Raw genomic sequence first — 14505 nt, forward strand, 5'->3', positions numbered from 1 at the left:
ACAGGCTTACATGGCTAAAAGATGCAAATGAACGAAACCGGCATCATAGAAAATGACTCCCATAATAATGCCTGATTTAACCATACATTAGACCGATTAATGCCCTTGGTTATCAATTAATTTAGACATTAGTTTTTGCAGTGCCGAATTGCAGTAGATGTATAACTTATAGTGAACAACTAAAACAATAAACAAGGTGACATCAAACTCAACCTGTCTGTTTGCAGTATTCAGTCAACTCCCGGCTAATCCCGGCGCCAAGTTACCCATCTGCTCCTGTTCGACGTCAATTTAATTGTAGTAATAAATGGAACCTTACTCATGCCTGACTTTTTAGAACTTTCTTCAACAAGAAACACTTGCGCCAACCAACATCCTCTAATGCAACAAATTAACTCCACTTTGAGTAATGCAAATTTTAAAGATGCGGCAATTCAATTATATAAAACAGAGTTGCACACCCAGACGGATACCCCGCTGGACTTTACTTTCGGGCAAGGACGACAAACCCTGAAAAACCCAGGCATTTCCTATCCGATCCTCTACCAAAGAACCAAAATCGGCGATCTGCACCTGCACCAGTCCCAACAGGCCCAGGAATATGATGAAAGCCACCTGCCTTTTATCACCAAAAAACTGGCCCTGTTAATCAAACGCCATCAGGCAAATACCTTATCGAGCCGCTTCCTGGGCAAAGATTTGTCATTAACCGGCTACAGCGAGCACGTGCTCAAACTGGATGCTTTTATTGAAAAAGCCTCCAGTACCTCCTATCCGGTGATCATCAACGGCGAGTTTGGCAGTGAAAAGCTCTCTGTCGCCAGCGCCATTCACTATAACAGCCAGCTAAGGTATAAACCTTTTATTGAAATCAACTGCTCAACCCCGAGCACTGAAGAATTTCAGCGTAACCTTATCATCAGCTTCGAAAAAGCCCAGGGGGGCAGCATCTTCCTGCACGGCATAGATGAACTTTCTTTCCCGCAGCAAAACCTGTTAACTGAGCTGCTGGCCGCCAGCACCGAGCCCGGCTTATCTGGCATTAAAGTTAAAAATGTCACCAACGTCCGCCTGATGGTGTCCACCACCCGGGATCTGACCGAGATGATCAGAAATAACGAATTCTCCCGACACTTGCATGAAAAGTTCAATTTCCTGGCGATCCGTATCCCCTCACTGAATGAGCGTAAGGAAGATATTCCCTTTATCCTGGAGAAGTTGCTGGAGAAATATAAATTATTCGAAGAGCAGGGTTTTTGCGATGAAGTAAAAAAAATCCTGTCGGAATACCACTGGCCGGGCAACCATGCCGAGCTCGAACGGGTCGTCGCCCGGTTAATGACCTTAAGCTCCGCCAACCCGATAAATCGCAGCGAACTGGAAAAGCATGCCCCTGAGCTTTTAACCAACCGGGTTTCGCAAGCATTAACCGCCAAAAGCAGCGCAGATACCCTGCCGTTTGAGCTAATCCCCTGCCTGCTCAATAAAGACTATCAGCAGTTTTCCCGCTTGCATACCGGTTTGCAAAAAGCCCTGAAATACCTGGCGGAAAACTACTGTAACAGCATCTCCCTGCCCGAGCTGGCGCAAAATGCCTTTATCAGTCCTTCCCACTTATCTTATTTGTTTAAGTTCTACTTAAAGCAAAGTTTTAAACAGATAGTGTCTGAGCTGAGAATCGAGCGGGCCAAGCAGATCTTTATCAGCAGCCCGCATGCCAGGATCACCGATGTTTCGCTTGATGTCGGCTTTGGCGATTTAAGCCACTTTGAAAAAATATTTAAACGTTACACCCAGATGACGCCAAGAGAATATAAGAACAGCAATACTTAACTCCAGCAGGCCAGTCACGCCCCGCCGGCTCACGGCCGGGGCGCTGACAACACCGACCGCTCTCCCCGATATTAACTCCGGCGACGCCCCGCGATAACAACCGACTCAGGCAGAAATGGACTAAAGCATTTTCCCAACAAGCACAAGCCCCTGACATAAAAAAGAACATCTGTTAACAGTTAATAACACTCTCTCCCGCCCGCCGTCGTTTTTGTGCTAAATCTGGTCCGTTATTTACTAGTAAAAATACCATGAAAGCGCATTCTTGCTTTATCGATAGCAACAAAGTCGAGATATACATGCTTTATTCAATCATCAAACATTTACCTGCTGATAACAGCAACAGCAAGCAGAAAAAGCCCTTGCCATTTTTATACCGACCCGGTGAAAATTTTGTGCAAGGGCTTATTGAACAGCCAGACATACTGTTGCAAACAAACAACCCTCACCGCTTCGACAACTGCTCTTTCACACAACAAAGCACTAAGTTACTTAAAGCCTACCATTATCCGTAACATCATAAACTGACGGCATTTTCCGGCCAACAGCATTCGCACCTCTGGAAAATACCGCAGCCCGGATTAAGCCAAAATTCCCGAAAAACAACAATAACAAGTCCCGGGAGTCAGGCAATCACCAGCCCCTCGCTACAAACCTTCACCAAAAAAGGACTCAAGGCCAAAACCAGAAATACAAGGAGCCTAAAGTAATGCAACAGCCCCCAAAAACTCCGTGTCAAATACCGGATCTGCTTACCCTGAATATCAATGCCACCTTGGCTGCCAACAAGATCACAGGCGCCAGGGTTGAGGTTTATGCCTGCGGCATGCTTGCACAAAAAAACCGGGTATTGCCGCCGTCTTCCCGGGAAAGCCGGCCCGTCTACGCCAGCTTCCCGATCGTTTATCACAACACCAGCATAGGTATGCTTCACCTGGTGCAGCCGCAAGCGTTATCGCTGAGTGAGCTGCAAAAATTCAGCTGCGTCACCAAAAAGCTGGCATTGATCATTAAACGTTACCAGGCAACAACCTTATCCGATCATTATTTGGGAAAAACCGTCAATATCACCCCTTACAGCGATCACACCCTGAAGCTGGACGCTTTTATTGAAATTGCCGCCAGCACACATTGTCCGGTGATCATCCGCGGAGAGTTCGGCAGTGAAAAGCTTTCCGTCGCCAGCGCCATCCACTACAACAGCACGCTAAAACACCGGCCCTTTATTGAAATTGACTGCTCAACCCCCTGCCTGAGCGCCTTTGAAAAAAATATCAGGCGCTGCTTCGAACAAGGACGCGGCGGCAGCCTCTTTCTCCACGCCATAGATGAACTGCCGCTACCGCAACAACTGCTGCTGACACAACTAATACAGGCACAGCAAACCGTTAACGATAAAACCGACCAGCACATCAGGTTTCTGATCTCGACAACCCGTTCACTGACTCGCCAGGTAATATCGGGGGAGTTTTCACGCCAGCTTTATCTCAACTTTAACTACCTGAATATCCAGCTTGCCCCCTTAAATGAAAGAAAACAGGATATTCCCGAAATAGTAGAAAAGTTAATGAACCGCCACCGCTTGTATCCGGAGCAAAGCTTAAGTGAGACCGTCAAAGAAGCCTTTTGCCGCTATCACTGGCCGGGAAATTATCAACAACTCGAACGTGTGCTTATCCGCTTATTAACCTTAGCCGGCTCTAACCCGATACAGTTGACGGACCTGCATCACAGTGCGCCGGAGATGAGGCCGGAGCCAGACAAGGCCACGGCCAAAGCGGTGTCCGCAGCGAATAAAACCGGCTCAGGACCGGGAGAAAAATCACCGTTAATGCCGGACTTGATCATCCAGCTCATCAATAAAAACCACCAGGCCTTTAGCGATTTACATCCTGCCCTGCAAAAAGCCCTGTGTTATATCGCCGATAATTATTGTGCGCAAACGAGCTTGCAGCAATTGGCGGACAAGCTGGGCATCAGCGCTTCCCACCTTTGCGCCCTGTTTAAAAGCCAGCTCAACAACAGCTATAAGCAAATCATTACCGAGCTGAAGATAGAAAAAGCCCGGCGATTGTTTATCAGCAGCCCCCTGGCCAGGGTCAGTGACGTTGCCGAAAAGTCCGGTTTTGGCGATATCAGCCATTTTGAAAAAGCTTTCAAACGTTTTACCGACTGCACCCCCAGGGCTTTTAAAAGCGCCCTCACCCAGGCCAGGCCAGGGGTAAATTAAACTTGTCCGCCCTCAAGCTATCGTCTTTCCTGTTCATCCATAAACTCAAGACATACCGTTCATCCTGAACATAAAAATAACCCGGCCAGCGCCGGGTTATTCGAACTTTTTTTAAGCAAATAAAGTAACTTAGCCGGTTTACAGCATTTATCCGTAAGATAAGCCGATATCTCACCAAAGCAAACTTATACCATTTCACCATCTTAAACACAGGGAGAAAAGGATATGAGTGACCAGTCACCAAGCGATGTATGTAACGCACTTGTCAGTCAATACGCTCCTGCAATTTCAAGATCTATGCTGGTGCAGGCAACGGCCCAGGCACTGGGCAACGCCGCCCATAATGCCACCTTTGCCCAGCAGCAACACAACATGATCATCAATACCAGCACATCGGTATGTGCCGGGATGTTACAGGCATTAGGCGCCGCTTATGCCAAAAAATAATTCCGGGCTGATGCCCGCAGGGTAAGGCGCAGGTATCAGGCCCTGAATAACAGCAAGTTGTCAGTGCAACACCAGAAAAAACAGTTAATAAACAGGAGAATATTATGCCAGTAAACGATCAAATCACAGACTCAGTTACCCAGGTAAATACCCAGGTTGTCGGCGATACACCGGCTATGGCCACAGGTAACCTGCTGATGTCTACCGGACAAGCATTAGGTACTTCGGCGCTTAATGCCACCGGCGCTAACCAGCAAGGTCAGATCGTCATGCAAGCCGCCACCGTTCAGGGAGTGAACTCCTTATTGGCAACCGGCAGCGCCGTTGTCGGCCGTGGTTCAGAAGAAATTCTGGAAAAAGGCTAATCGACTTTCGCTGACAAAGGTCGCCGCCAGGTTTTTTAGCCAACCTGCCACGGCTTTTGTCGGCAAAAGATTCATCGCCCGGCGATGAGCATTTCATAGCAAAAAATCAAATTACTTTGATGTTAAAACAAGGAAAACATTATGCCAGTTAACGAGCAAATTACTGATTCAGTCACTCAGGTAAACACTAAAGTTGTCGGCGAAACACCGGCCATGGCCATGGGTAACCTGCTAATGGCTACCAGCCAGGCACTGGGCAATGCCGCTCATAACGCCACCGCTGCGCAGCAACAAGCGCAAATCACCATGCAGGCCGCTACGGTACAAGGTGTTAACTCATTGATGTCAATCGGCGGCTCAGTTGTCGGTCGCAGTGCTGAAGGCATTATCGAGAAAGGTTAATGCCCGACTCATCCCCAGAATACCCTGAAAGTATAACTAATCAACCAACGATAAAATAAGGAAAAATTATGCCAGTAAATGAACAGGTTACCGACTCAGTCACACAAGTAAACACCAAAGTTGTAGGTGAAACTCCGGCGATGGCCATGGGTAACTTACTGATGTCTACCAGCCAGGCATTAGGTAATGCGGCGCACAATGCCACAGCAGCGCAGCAGCAGGCACAAATCACCATGCAGGCAGCAACAGTGCAAGGTGTTAACTCATTAATGTCTATCGGCGGCTCAGTTATCGGTCGTAGTGCTGAAGGCATTATCGAAAAAGACTAAGGCTAGACCTGGTCTGACGGGCAAGCCCTGCTTGCCCAACACTTCAATCTAAAATAGTAAAGGAAATATTATGCCAGTTAATGAACAAATCACAGACTCAGTTACTCAGGTTAACACTAAAGTTGTTGGCGAAACGCCGGCAATGGCAACAGGTAACCTGCTGCTGTCTACCAGCCAGGCATTAGGCAACTCTGCCCACAACGCCACAGCTGCCCAGCAACAAGCGCAAATCACTATGCAGGCGGCGACAGTACAGGGCGTTAACTCCCTGATGTCTATCGGCAGCTCAGTGATCGGCCGCAGCGCTGAAGGTATCATTGAAAAAGATGCCTAAGTAGACGGGAAGTTTTCCCAACCAAGCCTTTATTTCGCCTTTACCGGCAAATAAAGGCTTCTCCTTATAACAGACAATAACAATCAGCTTTTAACGTAAACAACCAGTTTGGTGGGATCAATATGAGCAACACAAATACTATACCTGAGCCGGCACAAACGGCGATTGAAAATGCGCAACAGTCCATCGCCCAGTCTACTGCGCTGGCCCTGTCAGATGCCACAGATAACCTGCGCAACCTCAATACCTTAAGCACCACAGCCATAGGTGTTGCCCTGTCACAGTATATCGAAACCGGGGATGATAAGTTCTGCAATATCATTAAGGAAGCGCAAAGCGTCGTGACCCGCGGAGCAGAAAACTTCAGCACTGTGGGGGAGAAAATTGCAACCGTTTTATATGAGAGCGAATAAGTCGGCGTTACCAGCAACAGGCAAGATGCCGGACAAACAAGTTTCAAGATTTCAGTCATAAATTTACCCTTACCAGCAGCGAGCTTACCGCCACTGGCAGCTTTCCCGGGTGAAGCCATGACTGAAATACCGGCTGCTTTTCCCCGCTTGTTTTGCCACCTGGCATCACAAAATATCAAGATAAATTCAAATTTCCCATGCCCGCTTTGTCCGGCTTGCAACCAGGCAGTTCGTCATAAAAGCATTTTCAAACCATATATTTAGCCAACAATCAGGGAAAAATCATAGAAATACCGGAAAACCGCCGATAGTTTACTTTTTCACTCCATAGATTTGCCTGAGTTTGACAGTAAATCCACCGATTAATTTCCCCCGCTATTCCTTATTCTGGGCATCAATTATTCCGGTGACGACCCGCTTTGGCTGCTCGTTGAGGAAACACACATGGAGGAGCAAAATATGAGTGATACCGCAAGCAACACCGCAGAGCCTGAAGAGAAAAGACCCCAGTCGTCTGCACCATCTTTTTCTGCCCAACCCACCGGACTGGTGGAAACAACCTTTGCCGAAACCTTAGGTTTGTCGATGCACAATGCCATAACCAACCAGCAAAGCTCGCAAATGACGACATCGGCTTCGATCACCAATGCCTGCGCACGCCTGCTGCAAGTCGCTACCCCGGTAGCCGCGAAAAAACAGGAGCCGGAGGCAGATGCCGAAGCTGCATCAGACGATGAACAGACCGCCCCGGAAAAAAAAAGAAGACGGCTTAACGTCTTTAACTTTCTAAAAGGCAAAAACAACGAGGAAAAACCGGCGCAGGAGGCGCAAAGCACTGACAATGCCAAAGGAGAGCAGCAATGACCAACGAAAGCTCTTCGTCATCAGGCAGTGACGACCCGCTGAGCAAGATAGTGGCCTTTACCGAGCAACAGCAGGAAAAGACCCAGGAACTGATCGATGCCACCCAAAAAACCATGGACGCCTTCAAACCCTTTGAACAGGCCACCGAGATCAATACCCAGGTGGAAGAGTTAATGGCCAGTGTTCAGGAACAGCTGGAAAAATCTATGACGGCGATTAATCAACAAATGGAAAACATCAACCAGGGCACAGGTTAATACCGGTGCCTGAGACCGAGATAAAATTCAACCACAACAAAAGGAAGACCATATGGCTACTACCGTAAACGAGCAAATTACCGATTCACTAACCCAGGTTAATACCAAGGTTGTCGCCGAGGCCCCGGCCATGGCAATGGGCAACTTATACACCAGCATGGGACTGGCGATTTCCAATGCCAGCCTTAACGCCACTTCGGCCCAGCAGCAGGCCGGCATTACCATGCAATCAGCAACGGTTCAGGGCATTAACTCCCTGACTGCCATCGGCAGTGCCGTGCTCGGCCGCGCCGCTGAAGGTGTTATCGAAAAAGATTAAGGCTATTTAATTAGCGTAAACACAAACAGATACCTTAATACCGGGTATCTGTTTTCTTTAACGAAAAGCAAAACAACAATAAAAACTAAGGGATTATGATGCCTGAACAGGACATGCAAGAGGTCAATGAAATCATCAGCCAGCTCAGCGAAGCCAGCATGGCCGATACCGTGGGGTTACTGATGCAAAACGCCATCACAATACAGCAAAGCATGCAAACCGTAACCAATGCTTCGGTTTCTTCCTCCTGCGCATTAATCCTGGCACAGGGAGGCAGCTAATGTTAATCATAAAGACAATGCAAAACGCGCCATATAACCGCTGTATTCAGCAAAGCATGCAAACCGTAACCAATGCTTCGGTTTCTTCTTCCTGCGCGTTGATCCTGGCACAGGGAGGCGGCTAATCGTGTTAGGACTCTCCGTTATCACCGTAATCCGGGGCTGTTGCCATGTCTGATAACCAAGCCTTTGCCAAAGCCCAACAATCGGTGGCGCAATCCACGGCTATCGCCATCCAGGATGCCTCCGACAATCTGCGTAACCTCAGCACCATCACCACCACGGCGATAGGTGTCGCCCTGTCGCAACTATTGGCCACCGGCGATCCCAAATACAGCAAGGTGATAGAAGAAGCACAAAAGGTCATGGTGAAAGGTGCGGAAAGCTATGCCGACATCGGCCAAAAGTCGGCCCAGATCCTTAAGGATTACCCAAGTTAACCCGCTTAAGGAAAACGGTTAACCATAAAGGCTTAATGATTAAATATCATAAAGTTACGTTCTTTCTCCGTTCGGGAATTTTTTTAGCCGTCCAAAGATAAAAAAATAACCAACATTTAGCCTGAACATCCCCCCTTACCTGTCAATTTATGGCTATGCTTTCGTTGACTGTTGCCGCCCTAAAACACCTGCTTTTATTCTTATATTTCATGAAGTTGATATTTTCGTACTGCTATCGATACAGTGCGGGCAATTGACATAAATATTAAATGCCAACCCAGGGGGATTTTTCCGGTATTTTGTACTATCACTAACAGGTGAATTCCCTGTCAGCGGAGGTGTTTAAAGAAGAGAACCTGCAGATAAACCAAGCGCTGCCCCTAAGTGTAGGAGCACTCAGAGACAGCTAACCACAACAGATAAACGGAGTATCCATTATGGCTAAATCTAATGATATGCCAGAGTTTCACTCGGTTAAAGCTTACCTAACAGAAAGTTTAACAGAAAATATGCCAACCCCCACCGTCAGGCAGCCACCATCGGCTTATGCCAGTAACTATACGCCGTTAACCGGCAAGGGAGGAAACCGTCATGTCTGAATCAAACCTACCACTCACGGAGGATGCAATCAAAAGGGAACAACTGTCGAACGATTTTGCCAACCTGCGTGAAGACTTTAGCAAATTCAGTGAAGAATGCGCCTTCCTGTTCGATGCATTTTCAGCGATTACCCGCGAGCCCGAATGCATCACGGAGCACACCAGTGAAGGTATCAGACACCTGTGCTATTGGCTCAAATATCAGGTTATCGGCTACCGGGAGAAAATAGGCGAGATGCAAGAATCCTGGAGAGTGCTTAGCCGCAAGAAGTCATGTTAACGACGTAAGATTGATTATGGCGTAAACGGAGCAAAAGCCGGGCGGGTTAACGGCAATAAGCGTTTCAGCTCAGCCAGTGACCCGCCCGATATTAAATGCAACCCTGGGAGGAATCGCCTTCCTGTTAGCGCATTTTAACGACTGCCCCCCAAGTAACAAAAGGACTGGAGAGCCAAGAATTGACACAAGCCCAACAATAGCAGGCATATTCAGCAACCGCATTTAGCCGTAACTAACCACGGCCTAATGCTTACCTGTGCCCCGCTCTATCAGGCCAGCGCCGGAGCCAACTCTGCACTTGGCGGCAGCTTACTGCCGATAGTTTTGCCGGTAAAGGCATGGTAGGCCAAACCGGAAAGCATTTTTTTCTGGACCCCTTTCATCATAGGGCGCATCATCGCCATGCCCATTAACGCGCCAAGCGGGCCGAACTTGACAACAAAGTCCATGTGCATTGACACTTCACAGCTGGTATCACTGATCTTTTCAACCTTAAAACCGGCATACATACTTTCCATCGGCATTGAAAATTCACTCAGCACCACCTTAAAACTTTTGTTCTCCTGGTACTCGACGATTTCTTCATTTACGCTGCTGTTGTCATGAAAAACACAATGTCTTTTGGCTCCCAAGCCCGAATGTTTGTCACCTATGATCGGTGACTTTTGCAAACCGAAACTAAACTTTTCAACAGCGCCGAAGTCATCCAATATTTCCCATACTTTTTCGGCAGTTGCGTTGATTTTTACTGCAGACTCAACTCGATGTTCCATGATACTCTCATATGTTCGTTTATTATATTTTTAAGTATCCCACACCACTCCTGACAACATTATGTCAGGAGACAATTGGGCCTGACAAATAAGAACAAACACCAGACAACCGTTACTGGGCTGGTTGCCGGGTAAGTGAAATTTTAGCTATATCAGCCTTCGGCTGTTGCAGTATTTTCTTAAGACGAGTTGTGACTGAGTTGACCTGAACAGCCAAATATTGAGTATGGCTTATTTTTCGACAAGCTAATCTTGAACCAGCCATTAACCAAGACCATCAGATAAATTAAAACAACAGTCTCATGGTCTTTTTTAACAAGCATGTCAGTGCGTAGTTAATGGCCTTGATATAGAGGTGTTATTTAGTATGTTTTTCGATAAAAGGTTGTACTCTTTCTATTAACAGATGCTGCTTTAACTGCCCTTCTTTCATACCAATTTGTGCCCCGAGCTTCATCAGCTCCGGAGACTTTTCCAACAACTTCTGACCTGTTGGCGATTTATAAAAGGTGAGCAGCTCAGCTATTTCTTTTTCGCTAAAAGTCTGGGCATACAGTTCAACCATTTCAGCTTTAATTTTTACCCGGTCGATATCATGTTCGAACCAGTTTCTGTATATATTCTTAAGCTCTTCTGTTTCTTCTCCATTGAGCTGAAGACGGGCTGCCTGCTGATCAACCGTCAGCATCATGGCTTCAAAACCGCCATAGATTTGCTTGTCCATCCCCATCACGACAAACACCTCTTCAATAGCTGCCTTCTTACTTGGAGATTCGGCATTTACCGGATAGGCAAACATGGCCAGCGCGAAAGTGGCTGATAAAAACACTTTATTCATTTTTTGATTTTCCTTAATTAATATAATTCCGACGAATTGGATGGCCAAGCATTGCCTGATGCCGGTAACCACTATTTTGGCCACCCGTAATTGTCCAACCCACCTTTAAAATAAATACCACTAGCTATGGGCTTACTTTAAATGCCCATATCTGCTGAAATAACAACTTTAGGGTATCTGGGTTTTTCTGCGTTCAATTTAAAATACGTTTCAGCTTGCTCAATTCTGTAGCGGTTAGCAGAATTGTTAAGTTGTTCCGGGTCAATTTCTACAGAAGATAATCCAGAAAACTCGATATCATAGAAACGGTGTAGATCTTCGCCATTAAAAGCAGTCCATCTGGAAATCAGCTTAAACGGCCGCTCTTCAATTTCAACTTTCGCGTAATAAGTTTTCCCTTTCTCAACTTCAATTTCTAACGGCGAAAAACCATTTATATAGGTATAAAGCGTATGCTTTCCTTCCGGAAGCAAAATCTGACTAACATCTTCCCCGCCAACAACCTCGAGTAACTTGCCATCCGACCAGATAGCCAGTTCAAATTCTTTCAACACAGTGCTGGGCCTGGCAATATTTAACAGGGCAAAATCTTTACTCGCTTTCTTTTCGAGCACTTTCGTTTGTGACTTCAGTTTCATTCCCGCTACCGAAGGGTTCATTAAGGCATTGGGGTAATACTCCGCCTGATCTCGTGAGGGCACTTTAGGAGTTAGCTTAGTTTGCATCACCAGTGACTTACCCAACGCAGGCCTTACTTCGTTGAATTCTAAGGTTATGGGATTAAAATAGAAAAATAATGTTTCACCTTTCCTGTTGTCTATCCGTTTAAAGTGAAATGTCTCACCAAATTGTGATAAATATAAAGTATTAAATCCTGAGCCCATTCTGATCAAATCATAAGTTCCACTTCTCAGATAGGACACCAGTCTATCTCCGACGCCAACTTCCAGGCCGTGGGCACTTCCCGCCCAGGCCGGTCCCCTGATCACATAAACATGGGTTTCTGACTCTGTAGGCTTAGGGTCATGCCTGAATTTCCTTACCAGCTCCGGCTTTACATCTAAAGTCAAAGTTGATGTACAGCCGACAACCAACAGAGACAACAATATGAACACTATATTCTTCATTAAATTTTTCCTGCGTATTTTTCATGCTTAACACCGATGGTTAACAACAGCATTTTGCAGCGACGTCGAGATATGATATCTGCTTAATTTTTCGGGCAAGTTTACCTTTTTGTATGACATTTTCAAGGTAAACAAAGCAGTGTTGTTTTTTGCAAAAAATAGATAAATTTCCCTTCATGCCGGGATGAAAAAAATGCCTCAACAAACTCAGATCGTAAAATTCCCGGCTTTATCACCTGCTTTCCCCCAAGTTAGTTTTCCCTGACTTCATTATATTGACCTCACTTACTATTCATTGCTGATAAACGCTTACCAGCAAAGGCGTTAACACCCGGCAGAAACATTTTTAAATGGCCACAGCCTGTCCGCAGCTATTAGTTGCGCTCTTTCCTGCTCCCTCACCAGAAGGATTTTTACTATGCCCTGTATTCATTTTGCCAAAATGCCCATTTTTCATCCGGCTTCTGCAGCCGTGGTCAGTTACGAGGTATTACTCAGGCAATGCGGTCACTTAAACCTGCAAGACTTCAACCAGGAACCGCAACTTTTTCACCAGCATCATCAAGAACTTATCACTAACTTACGAGAGTTGGATCTGGCAGATAAAATCCGCTCCCGGGGGCAAAAACTTTTTATCAACCTGCTGCCCCAGCAACTGGCATCCTCCCAGGCAATGGAGGCGGTCAAGGCACTGCACCGGCCGCCGCATTACCCGTTAGTGATAGAAATAACCGAAGGCGAACTCAGCACAAAACCTGAAGATATGCTTGCCGCTTTAAAGTGCATACGCAAAAGTGGCTGCCAGCTCGCCATTGATGATTTTGGTTATGGCTATTCCAATTTTTACCGGCTGCTGGAGTTTTCCCCCCAGATAGTCAAACTTGACCAGGCTTTTATTCAGGCCGATAACCGCCAGCAAAGCAGGCGTATGCAGTTAAAACAACTGATCAGCCTGTTCCATCACTGGCAAAAAGAAGTCATTATCGAAGGCGTGGAAACCAGGGAACAATACCAGTTAAGCCAATGGCTTGGCGCCGATTATGTCCAGGGCTATTATTTCGGCAAACCGCAAATGATTGAATAAAAACTCAAAGCTCAAAAAAGCAGCAAAAGCACCGGGGTTGAACGGACACTTTTGCTGGTTTCGCTTTTATCGGGGATAGATGAAGACGTTGTTATAAATACACTTCCAGGCGTATTGTCGGCAACCAGTAATTTTGCTGCCCCGTGTCGCCATCAATCAGATTCCGCCGCTGAATAGATGGCGTAAAATAGATATTTTTGTAAAGCGGCAGCCGGTAGTAAACCTCCCATTCGCGCTGGATCTGGTGGTGGGCCCCGTCGAAGCGGGTAAAACTCATGCCGTAACCTAAAACCCCGGGATTTAGCGCACCGGTATTCACTTTCGTTTCAAAGCTCAGAGAGACGAATTGGCTGGGCCAGGCGGTATCCGGCTTTTGCGCTACATCTAACAATGACGAAGCCTGGCCGTAACGCACATTGATATCCCCGTACGGACCCAGATAATCCAGGCTGAGGTAAACCCCGTAAGCTTGCACATCGTCGGCGCTGTTTTTCCAGTAGCCCAATCCCGCCTGGTGGCTGTGGCCGCGATGTACCAGTTCGGCTGCCGCAAAAACCCCTTTACTGCCGGGCTTTAAGGACAATAAATCGCTGTAGTTGCCGTTATTTTCGGCAAGACCGGCGGCGCTGCTCAGCACCAGGCGGTAACCTAAGCTATCAAAGGCACTCAAATCCTGAAGCCGGCCGGACAGGGCATAATCGGGAAACGCTATGGTACTGTTATTTACCAAACCGGCAGAGAGGAACTGGCTGACTTCATCATTGGCAATTTCACTGCTGTCGATCAGGGTTGAAACTTCCATCAGGCCAAATTGCCAGCCGGACTCCCCCAGGGCATCCTGATCACCGAAAAAATAAAAGGCTGAAATCTGGCTGCGTCCGGTGGTTATATCCCCTTTGACTTTGCCCGAGGTAGTACCGGCATCACTGTTGGCATTTTCAAAATTAGCACTCACCCCATTTACCTTAGGGTCGCTGCTGTGCTCCAGCCAGAGCAAAACGCCGAAATTATCGAAATGGTGCTCCAGCTCAAGGTCAAGGGAATATAAGGCTTCACTGTTAACCCCCGCCTTATTTGTTCCCTGGTAGCTGGTTGTTACGCCAAGCTGAACTTCACTGCTTTTAGTCAAGTCGCCTGCCTCTGCCGCTGGCGGCTGTTGATAGCCAAAAATTTTATAAGGCTGTAAAAAAACAATACATAAACCTATTTGAACCAATACCTTACGCATATTTGCCACAATAGTTTCCTTTTACGATAAATAAAATGAAACTATGGGGGAAACGCCTGTCC

The 14505-nt window shown here is 46.8% G+C and carries 21 protein-coding genes; 17 read left to right on the forward strand and 4 right to left on the reverse strand.

The features are described from left to right. Positions 1-402: 402 nt before the first annotated feature. From SG35_RS22630 to SG35_RS22705, 16 genes are all read left to right on the forward strand, one after another. Positions 403-1833 carry an AraC family transcriptional regulator gene (locus tag SG35_RS22630; protein WP_274055245.1) on the forward strand — a complete coding sequence of 477 codons (1431 nt, stop codon included), beginning with the start codon at positions 403-405 and terminating at the stop codon, positions 1831-1833. Between the two features lie 709 nt (positions 1834-2542). After that, complete coding sequence (locus SG35_RS22635; protein ID WP_044830405.1) at positions 2543-4063, forward strand: AraC family transcriptional regulator; 1521 nt, start codon at positions 2543-2545, stop codon at positions 4061-4063. Between the two features lie 225 nt (positions 4064-4288). After that, a complete protein-coding gene (locus tag SG35_RS22640) occupies positions 4289-4510 on the forward strand; it encodes a RebB family R body protein (RefSeq protein ID WP_084692416.1) in 222 nt (73 codons plus the stop codon). A gap of 104 nt (positions 4511-4614) precedes the next feature. Then, a complete protein-coding gene (locus tag SG35_RS22645) occupies positions 4615-4875 on the forward strand; it encodes a RebB family R body protein (protein WP_044830406.1) in 261 nt (86 codons plus the stop codon). 141 nt (positions 4876-5016) lie between these two features. Then, the gene (locus SG35_RS22650) at positions 5017-5277 is read left to right on the forward strand and encodes a RebB family R body protein (protein ID WP_044830407.1); all 261 of its coding nucleotides are present in this window, start codon (positions 5017-5019) and stop codon (positions 5275-5277) included. 68 nt (positions 5278-5345) lie between these two features. Then, positions 5346-5606: a RebB family R body protein gene (locus tag SG35_RS22655; protein ID WP_044830408.1), complete on the forward strand. Its 261-nt coding sequence runs from the start codon at positions 5346-5348 to the stop codon at positions 5604-5606. Positions 5607-5676: 70 nt separating this feature from the next. Further along, positions 5677-5940, forward strand: a complete 264-nt coding sequence (locus SG35_RS22660; RefSeq protein WP_044830409.1) for a RebB family R body protein — start codon at positions 5677-5679, stop codon at positions 5938-5940. A 122-nt stretch (positions 5941-6062) separates the two neighbouring features. After that, a complete protein-coding gene (locus SG35_RS22665) occupies positions 6063-6353 on the forward strand; it encodes a hypothetical protein (RefSeq protein ID WP_044830410.1) in 291 nt (96 codons plus the stop codon). Positions 6354-6812: 459 nt separating this feature from the next. Continuing rightward, entirely contained in the window at positions 6813-7217 is a 405-nt protein-coding gene (locus SG35_RS22670; RefSeq protein ID WP_044830565.1) for a RebB family R body protein, read from the forward strand. Continuing rightward, the gene (locus SG35_RS22675; protein WP_044830411.1) at positions 7214-7474 is read left to right on the forward strand and encodes a hypothetical protein; all 261 of its coding nucleotides are present in this window, start codon (positions 7214-7216) and stop codon (positions 7472-7474) included. Before SG35_RS22670 ends, SG35_RS22675 begins: the two co-directional genes overlap by 4 nt. Positions 7475-7526: 52 nt before the next feature. Continuing rightward, positions 7527-7793 carry a RebB family R body protein gene (locus SG35_RS22680; protein ID WP_044830412.1) on the forward strand — a complete coding sequence of 89 codons (267 nt, stop codon included), beginning with the start codon at positions 7527-7529 and terminating at the stop codon, positions 7791-7793. Between the two features lie 95 nt (positions 7794-7888). After that, entirely contained in the window at positions 7889-8074 is a 186-nt protein-coding gene (locus SG35_RS22685) for a RebB family R body protein (protein WP_152646438.1), read from the forward strand. Beyond that, positions 8074-8199 carry a hypothetical protein gene (locus SG35_RS22690; protein WP_269082149.1) on the forward strand — a complete coding sequence of 42 codons (126 nt, stop codon included), beginning with the start codon at positions 8074-8076 and terminating at the stop codon, positions 8197-8199. The genes SG35_RS22685 and SG35_RS22690 overlap by 1 nt, the downstream gene beginning before the upstream one ends. A gap of 45 nt (positions 8200-8244) precedes the next feature. Then, positions 8245-8514, forward strand: a complete 270-nt coding sequence (locus SG35_RS22695; protein ID WP_044830414.1) for a hypothetical protein — start codon at positions 8245-8247, stop codon at positions 8512-8514. A gap of 437 nt (positions 8515-8951) precedes the next feature. Continuing rightward, positions 8952-9113 carry a hypothetical protein gene (locus tag SG35_RS22700; RefSeq protein WP_160298202.1) on the forward strand — a complete coding sequence of 54 codons (162 nt, stop codon included), beginning with the start codon at positions 8952-8954 and terminating at the stop codon, positions 9111-9113. After that, positions 9106-9393: a hypothetical protein gene (locus SG35_RS22705; protein WP_044830415.1), complete on the forward strand. Its 288-nt coding sequence runs from the start codon at positions 9106-9108 to the stop codon at positions 9391-9393. The genes SG35_RS22700 and SG35_RS22705 overlap by 8 nt, the downstream gene beginning before the upstream one ends. 269 nt (positions 9394-9662) lie before the next feature. Here SG35_RS22705 and SG35_RS22710 read toward each other — a convergent pair whose 3' ends face one another. The 3 genes from SG35_RS22710 to SG35_RS22720 all read right to left on the reverse strand — a co-directional run bounded on the left by SG35_RS22710 (position 9663) and on the right by SG35_RS22720 (position 12131). Continuing rightward, complete coding sequence (locus tag SG35_RS22710) at positions 9663-10166, reverse strand: SRPBCC family protein (protein WP_044830416.1); 504 nt, start codon at positions 10164-10166, stop codon at positions 9663-9665. Positions 10167-10524: 358 nt separating this feature from the next. After that, positions 10525-11088, reverse strand: coding sequence for a DUF2059 domain-containing protein (locus SG35_RS22715; protein ID WP_236702494.1), 564 nt, complete (start codon positions 11086-11088; stop codon positions 10525-10527). Between the two features lie 53 nt (positions 11089-11141). Beyond that, the gene (locus SG35_RS22720; protein WP_044830417.1) at positions 11142-12131 is read right to left on the reverse strand and encodes a hypothetical protein; all 990 of its coding nucleotides are present in this window, start codon (positions 12129-12131) and stop codon (positions 11142-11144) included. 418 nt (positions 12132-12549) lie between these two features. Here SG35_RS22720 and SG35_RS22725 point away from each other — a divergent pair, with 418 nt between their 5' ends. Continuing rightward, a complete protein-coding gene (locus tag SG35_RS22725; protein ID WP_044830418.1) occupies positions 12550-13215 on the forward strand; it encodes an EAL domain-containing protein in 666 nt (221 codons plus the stop codon). A 91-nt stretch (positions 13216-13306) separates the two neighbouring features. Here SG35_RS22725 and SG35_RS22730 read toward each other — a convergent pair whose 3' ends face one another. Beyond that, complete coding sequence (locus tag SG35_RS22730; protein ID WP_044830419.1) at positions 13307-14452, reverse strand: hypothetical protein; 1146 nt, start codon at positions 14450-14452, stop codon at positions 13307-13309. Positions 14453-14505: the final 53 nt, after the last annotated feature.

The organism is Thalassomonas actiniarum, from assembly GCF_000948975.2.
Taxonomy (GTDB): domain Bacteria; phylum Pseudomonadota; class Gammaproteobacteria; order Enterobacterales; family Alteromonadaceae; genus Thalassomonas; species Thalassomonas actiniarum.

Coding starts and splice junctions, on each gene's coding strand:
- SG35_RS22725 (WP_044830418.1), top strand. CDS start 12,550: ATGCCCTGTATTCATTTTGCCAAAATGCCCATTTTTCATCCGGCTTCT.
- SG35_RS22695 (WP_044830414.1), top strand. CDS start 8,245: ATGTCTGATAACCAAGCCTTTGCCAAAGCCCAACAATCGGTGGCGCAA.
- SG35_RS22710 (WP_044830416.1), bottom strand. CDS start 10,166: ATGGAACATCGAGTTGAGTCTGCAGTAAAAATCAACGCAACTGCCGAA.
- SG35_RS22705 (WP_044830415.1), top strand. CDS start 9,106: ATGTCTGAATCAAACCTACCACTCACGGAGGATGCAATCAAAAGGGAA.
- SG35_RS22670 (WP_044830565.1), top strand. CDS start 6,813: ATGAGTGATACCGCAAGCAACACCGCAGAGCCTGAAGAGAAAAGACCC.
- SG35_RS22640 (WP_084692416.1), top strand. CDS start 4,289: ATGAGTGACCAGTCACCAAGCGATGTATGTAACGCACTTGTCAGTCAA.
- SG35_RS22665 (WP_044830410.1), top strand. CDS start 6,063: ATGAGCAACACAAATACTATACCTGAGCCGGCACAAACGGCGATTGAA.
- SG35_RS22690 (WP_269082149.1), top strand. CDS start 8,074: ATGTTAATCATAAAGACAATGCAAAACGCGCCATATAACCGCTGTATT.
- SG35_RS22660 (WP_044830409.1), top strand. CDS start 5,677: ATGCCAGTTAATGAACAAATCACAGACTCAGTTACTCAGGTTAACACT.
- SG35_RS22685 (WP_152646438.1), top strand. CDS start 7,889: ATGATGCCTGAACAGGACATGCAAGAGGTCAATGAAATCATCAGCCAG.
- SG35_RS22655 (WP_044830408.1), top strand. CDS start 5,346: ATGCCAGTAAATGAACAGGTTACCGACTCAGTCACACAAGTAAACACC.
- SG35_RS22700 (WP_160298202.1), top strand. CDS start 8,952: ATGGCTAAATCTAATGATATGCCAGAGTTTCACTCGGTTAAAGCTTAC.
- SG35_RS22720 (WP_044830417.1), bottom strand. CDS start 12,131: ATGAAGAATATAGTGTTCATATTGTTGTCTCTGTTGGTTGTCGGCTGT.
- SG35_RS22680 (WP_044830412.1), top strand. CDS start 7,527: ATGGCTACTACCGTAAACGAGCAAATTACCGATTCACTAACCCAGGTT.
- SG35_RS22675 (WP_044830411.1), top strand. CDS start 7,214: ATGACCAACGAAAGCTCTTCGTCATCAGGCAGTGACGACCCGCTGAGC.
- SG35_RS22635 (WP_044830405.1), top strand. CDS start 2,543: ATGCAACAGCCCCCAAAAACTCCGTGTCAAATACCGGATCTGCTTACC.
- SG35_RS22645 (WP_044830406.1), top strand. CDS start 4,615: ATGCCAGTAAACGATCAAATCACAGACTCAGTTACCCAGGTAAATACC.
- SG35_RS22650 (WP_044830407.1), top strand. CDS start 5,017: ATGCCAGTTAACGAGCAAATTACTGATTCAGTCACTCAGGTAAACACT.